The 18519-nt window shown below is 63.6% G+C and carries 31 protein-coding genes; all 31 read left to right on the top strand.

What is annotated here, in order from left to right; genetic code table 11:
• Window positions 1-249, top strand: a 249-nt coding sequence (locus AC1DR6_RS20615) for an EF-Tu C-terminal domain-related protein (RefSeq protein ID WP_476831143.1), incomplete at its 5' end; no start/stop codon positions are given.
• Window positions 250-314: 65 nt separating this feature from the next.
• A complete protein-coding gene (gene rpsJ / locus AC1DR6_RS20610) occupies window positions 315-623 on the top strand; it encodes a 30S ribosomal protein S10 (RefSeq protein ID WP_043237115.1) in 309 nt (102 codons plus the stop codon).
• 70 nt (window positions 624-693) lie between these two features.
• A complete protein-coding gene (rplC, locus tag AC1DR6_RS20605; RefSeq protein ID WP_476831142.1) occupies window positions 694-1428 on the top strand; it encodes a 50S ribosomal protein L3 in 735 nt (244 codons plus the stop codon).
• Complete coding sequence (rplD, locus tag AC1DR6_RS20600) at window positions 1428-2048, top strand: 50S ribosomal protein L4 (RefSeq protein ID WP_476831141.1); 621 nt, start codon at window positions 1428-1430, stop codon at window positions 2046-2048. Before rplC ends, rplD begins: the two co-directional genes overlap by 1 nt.
• Entirely contained in the window at window positions 2045-2356 is a 312-nt protein-coding gene (locus AC1DR6_RS20595) for a 50S ribosomal protein L23 (protein WP_476831140.1), read from the top strand. The genes rplD and AC1DR6_RS20595 overlap by 4 nt, the downstream gene beginning before the upstream one ends.
• A 10-nt stretch (window positions 2357-2366) precedes the next feature.
• Window positions 2367-3209, top strand: coding sequence for a 50S ribosomal protein L2 (gene rplB / locus AC1DR6_RS20590; RefSeq protein WP_476831139.1), 843 nt, complete (start codon window positions 2367-2369; stop codon window positions 3207-3209).
• An 8-nt stretch (window positions 3210-3217) separates the two neighbouring features.
• Entirely contained in the window at window positions 3218-3496 is a 279-nt protein-coding gene (gene rpsS / locus AC1DR6_RS20585) for a 30S ribosomal protein S19 (protein ID WP_476831138.1), read from the top strand.
• Window positions 3497-3499: 3 nt separating this feature from the next.
• A complete protein-coding gene (rplV, locus tag AC1DR6_RS20580) occupies window positions 3500-3883 on the top strand; it encodes a 50S ribosomal protein L22 (protein ID WP_476831137.1) in 384 nt (127 codons plus the stop codon).
• A 10-nt stretch (window positions 3884-3893) separates the two neighbouring features.
• Window positions 3894-4625 (top strand): 30S ribosomal protein S3, encoded by a 732-nt coding sequence (gene rpsC, locus AC1DR6_RS20575; protein WP_476831136.1) that lies wholly within the window; start codon window positions 3894-3896, stop codon window positions 4623-4625.
• Between the two features lie 18 nt (window positions 4626-4643).
• The gene (gene rplP, locus AC1DR6_RS20570; RefSeq protein WP_476831135.1) at window positions 4644-5057 is read left to right on the top strand and encodes a 50S ribosomal protein L16; all 414 of its coding nucleotides are present in this window, start codon (window positions 4644-4646) and stop codon (window positions 5055-5057) included.
• An 11-nt stretch (window positions 5058-5068) separates the two neighbouring features.
• Complete coding sequence (gene rpmC, locus AC1DR6_RS20565; protein WP_476831134.1) at window positions 5069-5281, top strand: 50S ribosomal protein L29; 213 nt, start codon at window positions 5069-5071, stop codon at window positions 5279-5281.
• Window positions 5282-5291: 10 nt separating this feature from the next.
• Window positions 5292-5534 carry a 30S ribosomal protein S17 gene (gene rpsQ, locus AC1DR6_RS20560; RefSeq protein WP_476831133.1) on the top strand — a complete coding sequence of 81 codons (243 nt, stop codon included), beginning with the start codon at window positions 5292-5294 and terminating at the stop codon, window positions 5532-5534.
• A gap of 204 nt (window positions 5535-5738) precedes the next feature.
• Window positions 5739-6107, top strand: a complete 369-nt coding sequence (rplN, locus tag AC1DR6_RS20555; protein WP_476831132.1) for a 50S ribosomal protein L14 — start codon at window positions 5739-5741, stop codon at window positions 6105-6107.
• Window positions 6107-6424: a 50S ribosomal protein L24 gene (rplX, locus tag AC1DR6_RS20550; RefSeq protein WP_476831131.1), complete on the top strand. Its 318-nt coding sequence runs from the start codon at window positions 6107-6109 to the stop codon at window positions 6422-6424. The genes rplN and rplX overlap by 1 nt, the downstream gene beginning before the upstream one ends.
• Window positions 6417-6983, top strand: a complete 567-nt coding sequence (gene rplE / locus AC1DR6_RS20545) for a 50S ribosomal protein L5 (protein WP_476831130.1) — start codon at window positions 6417-6419, stop codon at window positions 6981-6983. Before rplX ends, rplE begins: the two co-directional genes overlap by 8 nt.
• Window positions 6984-7018: 35 nt before the next feature.
• Window positions 7019-7324 (top strand): 30S ribosomal protein S14, encoded by a 306-nt coding sequence (gene rpsN / locus AC1DR6_RS20540; protein WP_476831129.1) that lies wholly within the window; start codon window positions 7019-7021, stop codon window positions 7322-7324.
• A gap of 12 nt (window positions 7325-7336) precedes the next feature.
• Entirely contained in the window at window positions 7337-7735 is a 399-nt protein-coding gene (gene rpsH, locus AC1DR6_RS20535; RefSeq protein ID WP_476831128.1) for a 30S ribosomal protein S8, read from the top strand.
• Window positions 7736-7770: 35 nt separating this feature from the next.
• Window positions 7771-8304 (top strand): 50S ribosomal protein L6, encoded by a 534-nt coding sequence (gene rplF, locus AC1DR6_RS20530; RefSeq protein WP_476831127.1) that lies wholly within the window; start codon window positions 7771-7773, stop codon window positions 8302-8304.
• A gap of 11 nt (window positions 8305-8315) precedes the next feature.
• Window positions 8316-8678: a 50S ribosomal protein L18 gene (rplR, locus tag AC1DR6_RS20525; RefSeq protein ID WP_476831126.1), complete on the top strand. Its 363-nt coding sequence runs from the start codon at window positions 8316-8318 to the stop codon at window positions 8676-8678.
• A gap of 142 nt (window positions 8679-8820) precedes the next feature.
• Window positions 8821-9387, top strand: coding sequence for a 30S ribosomal protein S5 (rpsE, locus tag AC1DR6_RS20520; protein WP_476831125.1), 567 nt, complete (start codon window positions 8821-8823; stop codon window positions 9385-9387).
• Window positions 9388-9397: 10 nt separating this feature from the next.
• A complete protein-coding gene (gene rpmD / locus AC1DR6_RS20515) occupies window positions 9398-9595 on the top strand; it encodes a 50S ribosomal protein L30 (RefSeq protein WP_476831124.1) in 198 nt (65 codons plus the stop codon).
• 12 nt (window positions 9596-9607) lie between these two features.
• Window positions 9608-10084 (top strand): 50S ribosomal protein L15, encoded by a 477-nt coding sequence (rplO, locus tag AC1DR6_RS20510; protein ID WP_476831123.1) that lies wholly within the window; start codon window positions 9608-9610, stop codon window positions 10082-10084.
• Between the two features lie 222 nt (window positions 10085-10306).
• Window positions 10307-11647 (top strand): preprotein translocase subunit SecY, encoded by a 1341-nt coding sequence (secY, locus tag AC1DR6_RS20505; RefSeq protein WP_476831122.1) that lies wholly within the window; start codon window positions 10307-10309, stop codon window positions 11645-11647.
• Between the two features lies 1 nt (window position 11648).
• A complete protein-coding gene (locus AC1DR6_RS20500) occupies window positions 11649-12245 on the top strand; it encodes an adenylate kinase (protein WP_476831121.1) in 597 nt (198 codons plus the stop codon).
• 279 nt (window positions 12246-12524) lie between these two features.
• A complete protein-coding gene (rpsM, locus tag AC1DR6_RS20495) occupies window positions 12525-12893 on the top strand; it encodes a 30S ribosomal protein S13 (RefSeq protein ID WP_476831120.1) in 369 nt (122 codons plus the stop codon).
• Between the two features lie 171 nt (window positions 12894-13064).
• Complete coding sequence (gene rpsK / locus AC1DR6_RS20490) at window positions 13065-13454, top strand: 30S ribosomal protein S11 (RefSeq protein ID WP_043237079.1); 390 nt, start codon at window positions 13065-13067, stop codon at window positions 13452-13454.
• Window positions 13455-13545: 91 nt separating this feature from the next.
• Window positions 13546-14562, top strand: a complete 1017-nt coding sequence (locus AC1DR6_RS20485) for a DNA-directed RNA polymerase subunit alpha (protein WP_476831119.1) — start codon at window positions 13546-13548, stop codon at window positions 14560-14562.
• 112 nt (window positions 14563-14674) lie between these two features.
• Window positions 14675-15091 (top strand): 50S ribosomal protein L17, encoded by a 417-nt coding sequence (gene rplQ, locus AC1DR6_RS20480; protein ID WP_476831118.1) that lies wholly within the window; start codon window positions 14675-14677, stop codon window positions 15089-15091.
• Between the two features lie 160 nt (window positions 15092-15251).
• Window positions 15252-15683: a BLUF domain-containing protein gene (locus AC1DR6_RS20475; protein ID WP_476831117.1), complete on the top strand. Its 432-nt coding sequence runs from the start codon at window positions 15252-15254 to the stop codon at window positions 15681-15683.
• Window positions 15684-15743: 60 nt separating this feature from the next.
• Complete coding sequence (locus AC1DR6_RS20470; RefSeq protein ID WP_476831116.1) at window positions 15744-17162, top strand: DegQ family serine endoprotease; 1419 nt, start codon at window positions 15744-15746, stop codon at window positions 17160-17162.
• Entirely contained in the window at window positions 17159-18466 is a 1308-nt protein-coding gene (locus AC1DR6_RS20465; protein WP_476831115.1) for a replication-associated recombination protein A, read from the top strand. The genes AC1DR6_RS20470 and AC1DR6_RS20465 overlap by 4 nt, the downstream gene beginning before the upstream one ends.
• The last annotated feature ends 53 nt before the right edge of the window (window positions 18467-18519 follow it).

Raw genomic sequence — 18519 nt, 5'->3', positions numbered from 1 at the left:
ACGAAGGAGGAGGGCGGTCGCCATACGCCGTTCTTCACCAACTACCGCCCGCAGTTCTACTTCCGCACGACGGACGTGACCGGCGTTGTCTCGCTGCCGGAAGGCACGGAGATGGTGATGCCGGGCGACAACATCTCGATGGAGGTGACGCTGATCGCCCCGATCGCGATGGAAGAGAAGCTGCGCTTCGCCATCCGCGAAGGCGGCCGCACCGTCGGCGCCGGCGTCGTCGCAAGCATCATCGCGTAACGCGTTTTCGTGAGGGCGAAGGCCCTTAGAGCCTTCGCTTTTCACGTCACGGAGAACATGAGACCATGAACGGTCAGAACATTCGGATCCGCCTCAAGGCGTTCGATCACCGCATCCTCGACGCATCGACCCGTGAAATCGTGTCGACCGCGAAGCGGACGGGCGCCCAGGTCCGCGGACCGATTCCGCTGCCGACGCTCATCGAGAAGTTCACGGTCAACCGCTCGCCCCACATCGACAAGAAGTCGCGCGAGCAGTTTGAAATGCGGACCCACAAGCGGGTTCTCGATATCGTCGATCCGACCCCGCAGACGGTCGACGCCCTCATGAAGCTCGATCTCGCCGCCGGCGTCGACGTCGAAATCAAGCTCTGATCCAATTTAACGGGTCCTCTGTTTCCGGCTCACCCCGGATGGACATGACCCCAAGGGAAGGTATGCACCGATGCGTTCCGGTGTGATTGCACAGAAAGTCGGGATGACCCGCATCTTCACGGATGCCGGCGAACATATCCCGGTTACCGTGCTGAAACTCGATAACTGCCAGGTCGTTGCACATCGCACGGTCGAGAAGAACGGCTATGCCGCCGTGCAGCTCGGGTCGGGCTTGGCCAAGGTCAAGAACGTCTCGAAGGCGCAGCGCGGTCATTTCGCCGTTGCCAATGTCGAGCCGAAGCAGAAGATCGTCGAGTTCCGCGTGTCTGACGACGCGCTGATCCCGGTCGGTGCCGAACTTACGGCGGATCATTTCGTGGTCGGTCAATTCGTCGACGTCTCCGGCATTACGACCGGTAAGGGTTTCGCCGGTGGCATGAAGCGCTGGAACTTCGGCGGTCTTCGCGCCACTCACGGCGTGTCGGTCTCGCACCGCTCGATCGGCTCGACCGGTGGCCGTCAGGACCCCGGCAAGACCTTCAAGAACAAGAAGATGGCTGGTCATCTCGGCGCCGAGCGCGTGACGACGCAGAACCTGCGCGTCGTGCAGACGGATGTCGAGCGCGGCCTGATCCTGGTCGAGGGCGCCGTTCCTGGCGTCGCTGGCGGCTGGATCCATGTTCGCGACGCCATCAAGCGCGCGCTGCCCAAGGATGCGCCGCTTCCGGGCAAGTTCAAGTCGGCCGGCGAGAGCAAGGCCGAGACCGTTGAGGCTCCTGCGGCCGCGGCTGAGGAGAACGTGTGATGAAACTCGATATCGTCACTCTCGAAGGCGGCAACGCCGGCTCGGTCGAGCTGTCGGATTCGGTGTTCGGCCTCGAGCCGCGCGCCGACCTGCTCGCCCGCATGGTGCGCTACCAGCTCGCCAAGCGTCGCGCCGGCACTCACAAGTCCAAGGGCCGTTCGGAAGTCGACCGCACCCGCAAGAAGATCTACAAGCAGAAGGGCACCGGCGGCGCTCGCCACGGCGCAGCTTCGGCTCCGCAGTTCCGCGGCGGCGGCAAGGCCTTCGGTCCGGTCGTGCGTGACCATACGCATGATCTGCCCAAGAAGGTCCGTGCGCTGGCCCTGCGTCATGCGCTCTCGGCCAAGGCCAAGGATGCCGGCATCATCGTGATCGATGACGTCACGCTTTCCGAGCCGAAGACGAAGATGCTGCTCGGTCATTTTGGCAAGCTCGACCTGTCGAGCGCGCTGATCATCGGCGGTGCCGAGATCGATACCAATTTCGGCCTGGCCGCTCGCTCGATCCCCAATGTCGACGTGCTGCCGGTTCAGGGCATCAACGTCTACGACATCATGCGTCGCGACAAGCTTGTCCTGACGCGCGCCGCCGTCGATGCGCTGGAGGCGCGCTTCAAATGAGCCAGTCAGCAAAGAACCTGGACCCGCGCCACTACGATGTGATCTTGGCGCCGGTTATCACCGAGAAGGCGACCATGCTTTCGGAGCATAACAAGGTCGTTTTCAGGGTGGCCAAAACCGCGACAAAGCCGCAGATCAAGGCTGCGGTCGAGAAGCTGTTCGACGTCAAGGTCAAGAGCGTCAACACGATCGTCACCGAGGGCAAGATCAAGGTGTTCCGGGGCCGGCTCGGCCAGCGCTCGGACGTCAAGAAAGCCGTGGTGACCCTCGAAGAGGGCCATTCGATCGACGTGACCACGGGCCTGTGAGGGAAGCACAATGGCTTTGAAGCATTTCAAGCCGATCACGCCGAGCCTTCGCCAGCTCGTGATCGTCGACCGCAGCGAGCTCTACAAGGGCAAGCCGCTCAAGGTGCTGACCGAGGGCAAAAGCTCTTCGGGCGGCCGCAACAATCTCGGTCGCATCACTGTCCGCTTCCGCGGCGGTGGACACAAGCGCACGCTGCGCCTGGTGGACTTCAAGCGTCGCGGCAAGGCCGGTATTCCGGCCACCGTCGAGCGGCTTGAGTACGACCCGAACCGCTCCGCGTTCATCGCCCTGATCACGTATCAGGACGGCGAGCAGGCCTACATCCTTGCTCCGCAGCGTCTGGGCGTCGGCGACACCGTCGTCTCGGGTGACAGCGTGGACGTGAAGCCCGGCAACGCCGCCCCCATGGGCACGCTGCCGATCGGCACGATCGTTCACAATGTCGAGCTGAAGATCGGCAAGGGCGGCGCGATCGCGCGGTCAGCGGGCAATTACGCTCAGATCGTCGGTCGCGACCAGGGCTACGTCATCGTCCGCCTGAACTCGGGCGAGCAGCGCCTGATCTCGGGTCTGTGCTACGCCACGGTCGGCGCGGTTTCGAACCCGGATCATATGAACCGCAACGATGGCAAGGCGGGTCGTTCTCGCTGGCTCGGCCGCCGTCCGCACAACCGCGGTGTCTCGATGAACCCGGTCGACCATCCCCATGGCGGCGGTGAAGGCCGTACCTCCGGTGGCCGTCATCCGGTTACGCCTTGGGGCAAGCCGACCAAGGGTAAGAAGACCCGCTCGAACAAGCGGACCGATACGTTCATCGTGTCGAGCCGTCACGCCCGCAAGAAGAAGAACTGAGGTCCGTCATGGCGCGTTCGCTTTGGAAAGGTCCGTTCGTCGACGGATACCTCCTGAAGAAGGCCGAGGTCGCCAGGACCTCTGGCCGTAATGAAGTGATCAAGATCTGGAGCCGTCGCTCCACGATCCTGCCGCAGTTCGTCGGTCTGACGTTCGGCGTTTACAATGGACATAAACATGTGCCGGTGGCCGTGTCCGAGGAGATGGTGGGCCACAAGTTCGGCGAGTTCTCGCCGACGCGCACCTTCCACGGCCATGCCGCCGACAAGAAGGCGAAGAGGAAGTAAGCCATGGGTAAAGCATCAGCCCCCCGTGCGCTGCCTGAGAACGAAGCCAAAGCGGTCGCCCGCAATCTTCGTGTCTCGCCGCAGAAGCTGAACCTCGTCGCTCAGCTCATCCGCGGCAAGAAGGTCGGGACGGCGCTCGCCGATCTCGAGTTCTCGCGGAAGCGCATTGCCACCGACGTTCGCAAATGCCTGCAGAGCGCCATCGCCAATGCCGAGAACAATCATGACCTCGACGTCGATGATCTCGTCATCGTGCAGGCCTTCGTCGGCAAGGCGCTCGTGATGAAGCGCTTCCATGCCCGCGCTCGCGGTCGTGGCGCCCGGATCATGAAGCCGTTCTCGAACATCACGATCGTGGTGCGCGAGCAGGCTGCGGCGCAGGCCTGAGGAGAGAACGATGGGTCAGAAAATCAATCCGATCGGCTTTCGCCTCGGCATCAACCGCACCTGGGATTCGCGTTGGTTCGCGGCCAAGGGCGAGTACGGCAAGTTGCTCCACGAGGACATGGCCATCCGCGCCGCCCTCATGAAGCTGCTGAAGCAGGCCGCCGTCTCGAAGATCATCATCGAGCGTCCGCACCGCAAGGCCCGCGTCACCATCCACTCGGCTCGGCCGGGCGTGGTGATCGGCAAGAAGGGCGCCGACATCGAGAAGCTCCGCAAGGAAGTCTCGAAGCTGACGAAGGCTGACGTGACGATCAACATCGTCGAGGTCCGCAAGCCGGAAATCGATGCGACGCTGGTCGCCGACTCGATCGCCCAGCAGCTCGAGCGCCGCGTGGCTTTCCGTCGAGCCATGAAGCGTGCGGTGCAGTCGGCGATGCGCCTGGGTGCCGAAGGCATCCGCATCAACTGCTCGGGCCGTCTCGGCGGCGCCGAGATCGCGCGCCTCGAATGGTACCGCGAGGGTCGGGTTCCGCTGCATACGCTGCGCGCAGACGTCGACTACGGGGTTGCCACTGCCTTCACGACCTACGGGACGTGCGGCATCAAGGTCTGGGTCTTCAAGGGCGAGATCCTCGAACATGACCCGATGGCCCAGGACAAGCGCCTTTCCGACGAAGGCAGCCGCTCCGGCGGCCGTGATCGCGACCACCGCGATCGCGATCGTCGCGAACAGGCTGCGTAAGGCTGATCGAGAAGAGCCATGCTGCAACCAAAACGCACCAAGTTCCGCAAGCAGTTCAAGGGACGCATTTCCGGCGTCGCGAAGGGCGGCACCGACCTCAACTTCGGCCAGTTCGGCTTGAAGGCGCAGGCGCCCGAGCGGGTTACCGCTCGGCAGATCGAGGCGGCCCGCCGCGCGATCACCCGCGCCATGAAGCGCGTCGGCCGCGTCTGGATCCGCGTGTTCCCTGACGTGCCGGTTTCGAAGAAGCCGACCGAAGTCCGCATGGGTAAGGGCAAGGGTTCGCCCGAGTTCTGGGCGGCCAAGGTCAAGCCGGGCCGGATCATGTTCGAGCTCGACGGCGTGTCCGAGGAGATCGCCCGCGAGGCGCTCCGTCTCGGCGCTGCCAAGCTGCCGATCAAGACCCGCTTCATCCAGCGCATCGCCGAGTAAGGGAGGGCATGATGAAAAGCACACAGCGTCTGTCCGACATGAAGGGCATGAGCACGGACCAGCTCCAGGACGAGCTTCTGAAGCTCAAGAAGGAGCAGTTCAACCTGCGCTTCCAGCGGGCCACCGGCCAGCTGGAGAACACCGCGCGCGTCACTGAGGTGCGCAAAGAGATCGCCCGCATCCGGACGCTGCAGCGGTCCAAGACCGTCGCCGCAAGCGCGTAAGGAGAGAATTATGCCGAAGCGCGTACTGCAGGGCGTCGTCGTCAGCGACAAGCAGAACAAAACTGTTGTGGTAAAGGTCGAGCGGCGCTATACGCACCCGCTCCTCAAGAAGACGGTTCGCCGCACGAAGAACTACCACGCCCATGACGAGGTGGGGACGTTCAAGATCGGTGACACGGTGTGGATCGAGGAATCCAAGCCGATTTCCAAGCTGAAAAGCTGGGTTGTGCTCGAGGACGCCCCCAAGGCGTGATTCGGGACGGCTTCGACCGGCCGCGTCATGCGGGGCCGGGCGAGCAGGAATAAGCCGGGCATGTCTCTCCGCAAAAGTGGACTCCACTTTTGCGGATCATGTTTTGTTTGAGGCCAGGGGGCGAGCGACCCCCGTCAGTCGTAGTCCCGCCGGCACTGATGCCGCGCAGGAAACCGCCTGATACCAATTGGAAGGATCAAGGCCATGATCCAGGTGCAGACGAATCTCGACGTCGCCGATAATTCGGGCGCGCGGCGTGTGATGTGCATCAAGGTTCTCGGCGGATCGAAGCGGCGTTACGCCCGCATCGGCGACATCATCGTCGTCTCGATCAAGGAAGCCATTCCCCGCGGCCGCGTGAAGAAGGGCGACGTCATGAAGGCGGTCGTCGTTCGCACCGCCAAGGACGTCAAGCGCGCCGATGGTTCGGTGATCCGGTTCGACCGCAATGCGGCCGTGCTGATCAACAACCAGAAAGAGCCTGTCGGCACGCGTATCTTCGGACCGGTTCCGCGCGAGCTGCGCGCCAAGAATCACATGAAGATCATCTCGCTGGCGCCGGAGGTGCTTTGATGGCTGCGAAAATCAAGAAGGGCGACAAGGTCGTCGTGCTTGCCGGCCGTGACAAGGGCAAGACCGGCGAAGTGCTTCAGGTGATGCCGAAGGATGCCCGCGCCGTCGTGCGTGGGGTCAATATGGTCAAGAAGCATACCAAGCAGTCGCAGACCTCCGAGGGTGGCATCATCTCGAAAGAGGCCACCATCAATCTGTCGAATATCGCTGTCGCCGATCCGAAGGACGGCAAGGCGACACGCGTGGGATTCAAGGTGCTCGACGATGGCCGCAAGGTTCGTTTCGCCAAGCGTTCGGGAGATCTGATCGATGGCTGAGGCTCAAACCAGCGCGCTTACGCCGCGCATGAAGCAGCATTACGTGGACGTCGTCCGTCCCGCGATGATCGAAGAATTTGGCTACAAGAACGTCATGGAAGTGCCGACGATCGAGAAGGTCGTCATCAACATGGGCGTTGGCGAAGCGACTGCCGACCGTAAGAAGGTCGACAACGCTGCTGGCGACCTGGCCATGATTGCCGGTCAGAGGCCGGTCATCACCAAGTCCCGTCTCGCCATCGCCGGCTTCAAGCTGCGCGAGAACATGGCGGTCGGTTGTAAGGTCACGCTGCGCAAGACCAAGATGTTCGAGTTCGTCGACCGGCTCGTCACCATCGCCTTGCCACGCGTACGCGACTTTCGTGGTCTCAACCCGAAGTCGTTCGACGGGCGCGGCAATTTCGCGCTCGGGATCAAGGAGCACATCGTGTTTCCGGAGATCAACTACGACAAGGTCGACCAGGTCTGGGGTATGGACGTGATCGTCTGCACGACTGCGAAGTCGGACGACGAGGCACGCGCTCTGCTCAAGCACTTCAACTTCCCGTTCCGGCAGTGAACTGACCGTTCAAACGCGGAAACCAGGAGAGATCGATGGCTAAAAAAAGCTCCGTCGAGACAAACGAGCGTCGCAGGGAGCTGGTGAAGAAGTTCGCCAGCCGCCGCGCCCGTCTTCTCGCGATCGCCAATGACGAAAGCCAGCCTATGGACGAGCGCTTCCTTGCTCGCCTGAAGCTCGCCGAACTGCCGCGCAACTCGGCCAAGACCCGCATCCGCAATCGGTGCGAAGTCACGGGCCGTCCGCGCGCTTTCTATCGCAAGCTCAAGATGTCGCGTATTGCGCTGCGTGAACTCGGCAACAAGGGGCTGGTTCCCGGCCTCGTGAAATCGAGCTGGTGAGGAGATAGGACAATGACCATCATTGATCCGCTCGGCGATCTGCTGACCCGTATCCGCAATGCGCAGATGCGCCGCAAGTCGCGCGTGTCCACTCCCGGCTCCAAGCTGCGGGGCCGCGTGCTCGACGTTCTCCAGTCCGAGGGCTACATCCGTGGCTACTCGACGACCGAGTTCGGCAATGGCCGCACCGAGTTCGATATCGAGCTCAAATACCACGAGGGTCAGCCGGTCATCCGGTCTATCGCTCGTGTGTCGAAGCCCGGCCGCCGCGTCTATTCGTCGGTCGAGACCATGCCGCGCGTGGCCGATGGCCTGGGCGTGACGATTGTCTCGACTCCGAAGGGCGTCATGGCCGATCATGTGGCCCGCGAGCAGAACGTGGGTGGCGAAGTGCTCTGCAAGGTCTTCTGACCTTACAGACGCCGCTCATTTTCAGGAGAGATCCAATGTCTCGTATCGGTAAACGGCCGGTTTCGGTCCCCGCTGGCGTCACCGCCAATGTCGAGGGCCAGCTGGTCAAGGTCAAGGGCTCGAAGGGCGAGCTCTCCTTCCTGGTTCCCGACGATGTGTCGGTTGCCATGGAGGACGGCTCGATCGCGGTTCAGCCGCGTTCGCAGTCGAAGCGCGCCCGTTCGCTCTGGGGCACCTCGCGTGCCCGCATCAACAACCTCGTGATCGGCACGACTGCCGGCTACGAGAAGCGCCTCGAGATCAACGGCGTTGGCTATCGCGCCGCTCTCGCCGGCAAGGTGCTGAAACTGTCGCTGGGTTACAGCCACGACATCGACTATGCGATTCCGGATGGAATCTCGATCACGGTGCCGAAGCCGACCGAGATCATTATCGCCGGCATCGACAAGCAGGTCGTCGGGCAGATCGCCGCGGAAATCCGCGACTATCGTGGCCCCGAGCCCTACAAGGGCAAGGGCGTCAAGTACGCTGGCGAGTTCATCTTCCGCAAGGAAGGCAAGAAGAAGTAAGGACGCCAGCCATGAGCAAGCAGAACGATATGACTGCGCGCCGCAAGGCTCGCGTCCGCCGCGCCATCAAGAAGGTTGCCAACGGTCGTCCGCGTTTGTCGGTTCACCGCACCGGCAAGCAGATCTATGCCCAGATCATCGACGATGTGAACGGGGTCACCCTCGCTTCGGCTTCGTCGCTGGACAAGGATCTTCGCGGCGATATCAAATCCGGCGCGAACGTCGAGTCCGCCGCCGTGATCGGCAAGATCGTCGCCGAGCGCGCGGTCAAGGCCGGCGTAAAGGAAGTGGTCTTCGACCGCGGACAGTATATGTATCACGGTCGCGTCAAGGCGCTGGCCGATGCGGCCCGCGAGGGCGGCCTCGACTTCTGAGGTTTCTGGTTGCCACCCGGTCGGCATGTCATATGCCGGGCGGGTGGCATCCATTTGATAAGCTGCCCTGCGCAATCATGCGAAGGGTGGGCTCGAGCGAGCGGCGCAGCACAGGCTTCGTCCGCGCAAGTAAGAGGATAACATGGCTAGAGAGCCGCGTGAGCGTAGGGACCGGGAACAGGAAGTTTCCGAGTTCGTGGACAAACTCGTCCACATCAACCGCGTTGCCAAGGTGGTGAAGGGTGGCCGTCGCTTCGGCTTCGCCGCACTCGTCGTCGTCGGCGACCAGAAGGGCCGCGTTGGCTTTGGCCACGGCAAGGCCCGTGAAGTTCCCGAGGCGATCCGCAAGGCCACGGAAGCCGCCAAGCGCGGCCTGGTCCGTGTTCCGCTTCGTGAGGGCCGCACCCTCCACCACGACGTGCAGGGACGCCACGGCGCCGGCAAGGTCGTGCTGCGTGCGGCGCCTGCCGGTACCGGCATCATTGCCGGTGGCCCGATGCGCGCCGTGTTCGAGGCGGTCGGCATGCAGGATGTCGTGTCGAAGTCGCTGGGCTCGTCGAACCCGTACAACCTGGTGCGCGCCACGTTCGACGCGCTGAAGAACGAAGACAGCCCGCGTTCGGTCGCGGCGCGTCGTTCGCTCAAGGTGTCGTCCCTGCAGACCCGTCGCCGCGATGCCGGCACGGATGCAGCGGCCGCGGAAGCGTGAGGAGGGATCGATGGCAAAGGCTGATAACACCACCCTCACCGTCGAGCAGATCGGCTCTCCGATCCGCCGCGACGCCACCCAGCGCCAGACCCTGATTGGTCTTGGCCTGAACAAGATTCGGCGCCGTTCGACCCTCCAGGACACCCCCGCGGTGCGTGGCATGGTCGAGAAGGTTAAGCACCTCGTGCGCGTCGTCGACGCGAATTGAGGAGGCAGGCACATGAAACTCAACGAGATTCGTGACAACGAAGGCGCGGCGAAGCCGCGTATGCGTGTCGGCCGTGGCATCGGCTCGGGCTCCGGCAAGACCGGCGGTCGTGGCGTCAAGGGCCAGAAGGCCCGCTCCGGCGTCGCCGTCAAGGGCTTCGAAGGCGGCCAGATGCCGCTCTATCGTCGCCTGCCGAAGCGCGGCTTCCACAACCTGTTCTCGAAGGATCTGAACGAGGTCAACCTCGGTCGCATCCAGCAGGCGGTTGAAGCCGGCAAGCTCGACGCCAAGGGTGCCGTGACGATCGAGGCGCTCGTCGCCGCGGGCGTCATCACGCGCCAGGCCAAGGACGGCGTGAAGATCCTCGGCCAAGGCGAACTGACGACGAAGCTCGCCTTCGAAGTCGCCGGCGCCTCCAAGTCGGCGGTCGAAGCGATCGAAAAGGCCGGCGGTTCGGTCAAGATTCTGGCTGCCGCTTCACAGGCGTGAGGCTTTTCATGAGAGGCGGATTCAGCTTCCGAACCGACATGCTCTGCATTTGGTTCTGGAACCATCCGGCTCTCGCGCTTAAATGATGTCAGCGAACGGCGGCCAGGCCTTGCGCCTGAGCCGCCGTTCGACTGTTTGACGCAAGGCATGCCTCTCCGATTCGCGCAGCGGATCAGGTCGGCGGCGTGCTTCACTGACGATCAAGATCCAGGGATCGGACGCATGGCATCGGCGGCTGAACAGCTCGCGGCGAACCTCAACTTCGGGGCGCTCGCCAAGGCTGACGAACTCAAGAAGCGAATCTGGTTCACGCTGGGCGCGCTGGTCGTCTATCGCCTGGGCACCTACGTCCCACTGCCGGGCATGAATCCCGACGCCGTGGCCGACCTTTTCCGGCAGCAGGGCCAGGCCGGCGTGCTCGGCCTGTTCAACATGTTTTCAGGCGGTGCCGTCGGTCGCCTGGCGATCTTCGCGCTGGCGATCATGCCGTATATCTCGGCCTCGATCATCGTCCAGCTGCTGTCCAGCGTGATTCCGACTTTCGAGGCGCTCAAGAAGGAAGGCGAGCAGGGCCGCAAGATCCTGAACCAGTACACGCGCTACCTGACCCTCGTGTTGGCAGTGTTCCAGGCCTATGCGATCGGTGTCGGCCTGCAGGGTTCGGGCAATCTCGTGCTGGAGCCGGGTCCGTTCTTCCTTGTTTCGACCACGCTCACGCTCGTCGGCGGGACGATGTTCCTGCTCTGGCTTGGCGAGCAGATTACCAGCCGCGGCATCGGCAACGGCACCTCGATGATCATCTTCTCGGGTATCATCGCGGAGTTCCCGGCGCAGCTCGCGCAGACGCTTGAGCTCGGCCGCCAGGGCGCGATCTCGACCGGCCTTCTCCTCGGCATCCTCGTCATGGCGATCTGCGTCATCGCTTTCTGCGTCTTCATGGAACGCGCCCAGCGCCGCCTGCTGATCAACTATCCCAAGCGCCAGGTCGGCAACCGCATGTATGAGGGCCAGACCTCGTTCCTGCCGTTGAAGCTCAACACCTCGGGCGTGATTCCGCCGATCTTCGCCTCTTCGCTGCTGCTGTTGCCGACCACGATCGCGAGCTTCTCGCAGGCGCAAGGGGGCACCGGGTTCCTTTCCACGATCGCGACCTATCTCGCCCATGGCCGGCCGCTGTTCATGGTGCTCTATGTCGCGCTGATCATCTTCTTCTGCTTCTTCTACACCGCGATCGTGTTCAATCCGGTCGAGACGGCTGACAACCTCAAGAAGCATGGCGGCTTCATGCCGGGCATCCGGCCCGGCGAACGCACCGCCGAGCATATCGACCGGGTGCTGACGCGGATCACGGTTTTGGGCGCAGGCTATCTGACCATCGTCTGCCTTATCCCGGAGATCATGATCTCCTATGCTCAGATTCCGATCATCCTGCTGGGTGGTACGTCGCTGCTGATCGTGGTGACGACGACGATGGATACCGTGGCCCAGGTGCATGGACATCTGCTGGCCCACCAATATGAAGGTCTTGTCAAAAAGGCCAAGCTGCGGGGAGCGCGAAGGTAAGATGCGATTGATTTTCCTGGGGCCGCCGGGGGCGGGTAAAGGCACTCAGGCGACGCGCATCGTCGCGAAGCACGGTATTCCGCAGCTCTCGACGGGTGACATGCTTCGGGCTGCGGTCGCGGCCGGGACGCCTGTCGGCCAGAAAGCCAAGGCCGTGATGGACGCCGGTGGCCTGGTTTCGGATGAGATCGTCATCGGCATCGTCGCCGACCGGATCGAAGAGCAGGATGCCAAGAGGGGCTTCATACTCGACGGCTTCCCGCGCACGCTGGCGCAGGCCGAGGCGCTCGACAGCATGCTCGACGGAAAGGGGCTGAAGCTCGATTCCGTGCTCGAGCTGGTTGTCGATCAGACCAAGCTGGTCGATCGCATCGTCAAGCGGGCCGAAGAGGCGAGGGCGGCTGGACAGCCCGTGCGCAAGGACGACGACCCAGAGGTCTTCACGACGCGGCTCGAGGCCTATAACCGCGATACGGCGATCGTGGCGCCCTATTACGAGAAGCGCGGTCAGCTCACGCGGGTTGACGGCATGCAGCCGATCGATGCCGTGACCAGCGCGATCGAGTCCGCGTTGACGGAAGCTGCCGAGGCTCGGTAGGCCCTGCGTGGCGACGTGTGTCGCGCACGTCGTGTGCTCACCGTCCGGCCTCCGATGTTGCTGGGGTCGAGGCAGGTGTTGACTCTCGGCTGACGAGAGGTTAACGACCCGCCATCCGGTTTCCATGGAAGCGATGCCGTTTCCTTCGCAAGAAGGAACGACGTCGCTTTAACGCGTGGGTACCGTCAACGCTCTGCAAGGGCCGGCCTCCACCGGCGCAGGGTTTCTTTCACTTGCCGCGCGGCTATCGGGCGACGCGGCCGACATGGAGAAGAGATCATGGCTCGTATCGCGGGCGTTAACATTCCGACCGGCAAGCGCGTCGTCATCGGCCTGCAGTACATCCACGGCATTGGCTCGGCCAAGGCTCAGGAGATCTGTCAGAAGGTCGGCATCGCCGCCGAGCGCCGCGTCAATCAGCTGACGGATGCCGAAGTTCTCCAGATCCGCGAGGCGATCGACCGCGATTACCTCGTCGAGGGCGATCTGCGTCGCGAAGTCTCGATGAACATCAAGCGCCTGATGGACCTTGGCTGCTATCGGGGCCTGCGCCATCGCCGTTCGCTGCCGGTTCGCGGCCAGCGCACGCATACCAACGCCCGTACCCGCAAGGGCAAGGCGAAGCCGATCGCCGGCAAGAAGAAGTAAGGCTCGCCCGAGGCGAGCGTTATCCTCGGGCTTCGCCCGAGGATTTTCTGACGAGAGGGTGCTGCAAGCGCCTTCTCCTGCCTGAGGTGATCGAGGCAAGCTCGATCATGAAGGCGGAATATCTCCCCAGCGCCTGGAATGACGGGCGCGCCTGAAGGATGAAAGAAGACCATGGCCAAGGAAGCCCAGCGCGTACGCCGCCGCGAACGCAAGAACATCGTCTCCGGCGTCGCGCATGTGAACGCCTCGTTCAACAACACCATGATCACCATCACCGACGCGCAGGGCAACACGATCTCGTGGTCCTCGGCCGGCACGATGGGCTTCAAGGGTTCGCGTAAGTCGACCCCCTATGCCGCGCAGGTCGCAGCCGAAGACGCTGCCCGCAAGGCTGCCGAGCATGGCATGCGCACTCTCGAGGTCGAAGTCACGGGGCCGGGCTCCGGCCGTGAATCGGCGCTGCGCGCGCTGCAGGCCGCGGGCTTCACCGTGACCTCGATCCGCGACGTCACGCCGATCCCGCACAATGGCTGCCGTCCGCGCAAGCGTCGTCGCGTCTGACGTCTGAGCGTTGTGCGAGGCGCCCGCAGGGGCGGGCGCCTGTCCGGGGCGGCGGTGGCCGCCAGATGAATTCAGCACCAGGAGTGCGGTCGTGATCAGCAAAAATTGGCAGGATCTTTCCAAGCCGAACAAGCTTGAGGTGAAGGTCGGCGACGACTCGAAGCGTCAGGCGACCGTTATCGCCCGTCCGCTCGAGCGCGGCTTCGGCATGACGCTCGGCAACGCGCTGCGGCGCGTGCTGTTGTCCTCGCTGCAGGGCGCGGCCGTGACCGCCGTCCAGATCGACGGCGTCCTGCACGAGTTTTCCTCGATTCCCGGCGTTCGCGAGGACGTCACGGATATCGTGCTCAACATCAAGGCCATTGCGGTCAAGATGCAGGGCGATGGCCCGAAGCGCATGACGCTTCGCAAGTCCGGTCCGGGCGTCGTCACCGCGGGCGATATCAACACTGTCGGCGATGTCTCGATCCTGAACCCCGAGCTCGTGCTCTGCACGCTCGATGACGGGGCCGAGATCCGCATGGAATTCACGGTCAACACCGGCAAGGGCTATGTGCCCTCCGAGCAGAACCGGCCCGAGGATGCGCCGATCGGCCTGATACCGGTCGACAGCCTGTATTCGCCGGTGAAGAAGGTCTCCTACCGCGTCGAGAACACCCGCGAGGGCCAGAACCTCGACAAGGATTCGCTGACGCTGCAGATCGAGACCAATGGGTCGCTGACCCCCGAGGATTCGCTAGCGCTCGCCGCCCGCATCCTGCAGGACCAACTCGCGGTGTTCATCACCTTCGAGGAGCCGCGCAAGGAAGAGGCTGTCTCGACCGCGCCGCAGCTGCCCTTCAACCCGGCGCTGCTCAAGAAGGTCGACGAGCTCGAGCTTTCTGTGCGTTCGGCGAACTGCCTGAAGAACGACAACATCGTCTATATTGGCGACCTGATCCAGAAGTCCGAGGGCGAGATGCTGCGCACTCCGAACTTCGGCCGCAAGTCGCTGAACGAGATCAAGGAAGTGCTCGCCACCATGGGCCTGCATCTCGGCATGGACGTCCAGGGCTGGCCGCCGGAGAATATCGAAGAACTCGCGAAGCGCTTCGAAGAGCATTACTGAGTTTCACGGCGCGGAGGCATTCCGCGCCGATCCCGCCCGGCCGATCCAGGCCGGAGCATAATGGACGGCCGTTCCGTGGCACGGCGGCCGTAATCAACGAAGGAGCCAAACAATGCGTCACGGTTTTCGCGGTCGGCGTTTCAACCGCTCGGTCGAGCATCGCAAGGCGATGTTCGCCAACATGTCCCAGGCCCTGATCAAGCACGAGCAGATCACCACGACGCTGCCGAAGGCGAAGGACCTTCGCCCGGTCGTCGAGAAGCTGATCACACTCGCCAAGCGTGGCGATCTTCACGCCCGCCGTCAGGCAATTTCGCAGATCAAGGATGTCGCTCTCGTCGCCAAGCTCTTCGCCGTGCTCGGCCCGCGCTACAAGGAGCGCAATGGCGGCTACCTGCGCATCATGAAGGCTGGTTTCCGTTTCGGCGACAACGCTCCGATGGCGATCATCGAATTCGTCGACCGCGACGTTGACGCCAAGGGCCTCGATTCCGGCCCGGTCTTCACGGCGGAAGATGAAGCGGCCTAAGCCGCTCGGGTTTCGATTTCAAAAGGCGGCCTCCGGGCCGCTTTTTTCGTTTCAGCCGGAGTGCGGCTGTCGAGCTGCCTTTTCGGGGCATCGCGGTTCCCTTATGGGGGAACTTTGCGTGTCATGCGGGTGTTCATCTGCTCATGGACACTGACCGCAGATGATCAAGCAGACTTGCTACCATAGCCGCTGTCAGCCCGGCGAAGACGGGCGCGTCCTGACGATCTTCCGCGACGTCCTGAAGGTCTCGCAGCGGAATAACAAAGCTCAGGGCTTGAGCGGTTATCTGCTGTTCGACAAGGACTATTTCGCTCAGGTTCTCGAAGGCGAAGCTGCTGCTGTCGAGGCCGCACTGGCCCGCATCAGGGTAGATCCGCGCCATCGTGACGTGACGCTGCTCGGCAGCCGCGAACGGCGGACGAGACAGTTCGAAGGCTGGACCATGGGGGGAGCGACGATCGACTCGCTTGCCGACCGCGAGATTCTGCTTCGGCATGGCCTCGATGCCAAGGGTTGGCAACGAAATCTCGACTGCCCGGGGCTGATCGATATCGCGCTGGATTTTGCGAGAAGCCGTCAGGCCAAGGCCTGAACGGCTGGCCAAAGCCAGGATGCTCGCCTATCTCTGCGAAAACCCATCGCCCGGAGAAACATGATGGCACTCAGCCGCCCCTTTGCCGCCGCGCTGCTCGCGGCCGTGGCTTGGACAGCGCCGGCGATGGCCCAGACGCAGGCGCGGCAAACGCCCGATAGCCGCGAGCAGGTGACGCTGTCCTTCGCGCCGCTGGTCAAGCGGACAGCACCTTCGGTCGTGAACGTCTATGGCGCGCGCGTCGAGAAGCGTCAGCAGAACCCGTTCATGGACGATCCGTTCTTCCGTCGGTTTTTCGGAGATGGCGGCCTGGGTGTTCCGCGCGAGCGGGTCCAGCGCTCTCTCGGTTCCGGCGTCGTGGTCGATGCCGCGGCAGGGCTTGTCGTCACCAATAATCACGTCATCGAGAACATGAGCGAGGTGAAGGTCGCTTTCGCGGACAAGCGCGAGGTCGAGGCGACGATCCTGCTGCGGGACCCGCGCAGCGATCTGGCCGTGCTCAAAGTGGCTGACACGAAAAACCTGGCGGCCATCGAACTCGCCGAAACCGACGAGCTCGAGGTCGGCGACATCGTGCTGGCGATGGGCAATCCGTTCGGCGTCGGTCAGACGGTAACCCAAGGCATCGTCTCGGCGCTGGCACGCACCCAGATCGGCGTCGGCGATGCGCAGTCCTTCATCCAGACCGACGCCGCGATCAATCCCGGCAATTCCGGCGGCGCGCTGATCGACATGAAGGGCCGGGTGGTGGGCATCAACACCGCGATCTATTCCCGCTCCGGCGGAAGCGTCGGCATCGGCTTTGCGATTCCCTCAGCCATGGTCCGCCTCGTCGTCGAGAGCGCCAAGGCCGGCGTCAAGACCGTCCGCAGGCCATGGTTCGGTGCGCGGCTGCAGACTCTGACGGCCGACGTTGCCGAGGGTCTGGGGCTCGACCGCCCGGCAGGCTCGGTCGTCGCGAGCGTGGTCGAAAACGGACCGGCCGATCAGGCGGGCCTGAAGCGCTCCGACGTGATTCTCGCGGTCGACGGTATTCCGGTCGATGATCCGGAAGCGTTCGGCTATCGATTCGCCACCCGCCCGATCGGCGGCACAACGATGCTTGCCGTGCTGCGCGGCGGCAAGCGCATTTCGGTGCCGATCAAGCTGATCCCGGCGCCCGAGACGCGCCCGCGCGATGTGGTGAAGCTCACCGGCCGCTCGCCGCTCGCGGGGCTGACCGTGGCCAATCTCTCGCCGGCCCTGGCGGAAGAACTCTCGGTCGAAACCGGCAATGAGGGGGTGATCGTCGCGGAAATCGAGGAGGGCAGCACCGCCGCCCAGGTCGGCTTCCAGAAGGGCGACCTGATCATGGCACTCAACGGCGACAAGATGCAGAACTCGCGCGATGTCGAGACCGCGCTAAAGGAGCGCCGGCGGGCCTGGGAGGTGACGATCTCGCGCGGAGGCCAGACGATCACCTCGGTCTTCCCGGGGTGAGCGACCTTTTTTCCGCGTCCGGCCTCGACAAATCCGGCCCGCGTCCGCTCGCGGACCGGCTGCGGCCGACGACGCTTGGCGAGGTCGCCGGCCAGGAGCATCTCACCGGCCCGGATGGCGCGCTGACGCGGCTCGTCTCCTCTGGGACGGTCGGCAGCCTGATCTTCTGGGGGCCTCCGGGGACCGGCAAGACGACGGTGGCGCGGCTGCTGGCCGGCCTAGTCGATCTCGGTTTCGAGCAGATCAGCGCGATCTTTTCGGGCGTCGCCGATCTCCGAAAGGTGTTCGAGGCAGCGCGCGGGAGGAGGCTCGGCGGCAAGGGCACCTTGCTCTTCGTCGACGAGATCCATCGCTTCAACAGGGCTCAGCTCGACGCTTTCCTGCCGGTGATGGAAGACGGGACGATCACGCTCATCGGGGCCACGACGGAAAACCCGTCCTTCGCGCTGAACGCTGCTCTGCTGTCGCGGGCGCGGGTGATGACCTTCAAGGCGCTCGACGAAGGCTCGCTGCTGTTCCTGCTCGGTCGGGCGGAAGTTCTGGAGGGCCGGGAATTGCCGGTGACGCCGGAGGCTCGGCTGGCGCTGGCCCGGTTCGCCGATGGCGACGGACGCGCCGTGCTGACGCTGGCCGAGGAACTCTGGCGGGCCGCAAAGTCTGGCGAGATACTGGACGAGCAGGGCCTGTCGGAGGTGATTCAGCGCCGGGCGCCGATCTACGACAAGGCACAGGACGGGCACTACAACCTGATCTCGGCCTTGCACAAAACGATCCGTGGCTCTGATCCCGATGCGGCGCTGTATTATTTCGCTCGCATGCTCGATGCCGGAGAGGATCCACGCTTCCTGGCGCGCAGGCTGGTGCGGATGGCGGTCGAGGATATCGGCCTTGCAGACCCGCAGGCGCTCGTCCATGCGCGGGCCGCGACCGAAACCTACGAGCAGCTCGGCACGCCGGAAGGCGAGCTGGCCTTGGCGAACTGCGTCATCTATCTCGCGACGGCGCCGAAATCGAACGCTGCCTATACCGCCTACAAGGCGGCGGTGCGGGTGGCGAAGGAGCATGGCTCGCTGATGCCGCCGAAAACGATCCTGAACGCGCCGACGCGGCTGATGCGCGAGGAAGGTTACGGCGCCGATTACGCCTATGATCACGACCAGCCGGAAGGCTTCTCCGGACAGAATTACTGGCCGGATCTTCTAGGCCGCCAAACCTTCTACGACCCGCCCGAGCGCGGGTTCGAGCGCGAGATCAGGAAGCGGCTCGACTACTGGACCAAGCTGCGTGAGGAACGCGGCGGTTAGGCTTGCCCGACCTGCGCTCGCGGATTTTGTTTGTGCGCGGCGCGTCGCCATTC

The organism is Allobosea sp. P5_A5, assembly GCF_056400625.1.
This window is presented reverse-complemented; position numbering and strand designations above follow the sequence as displayed.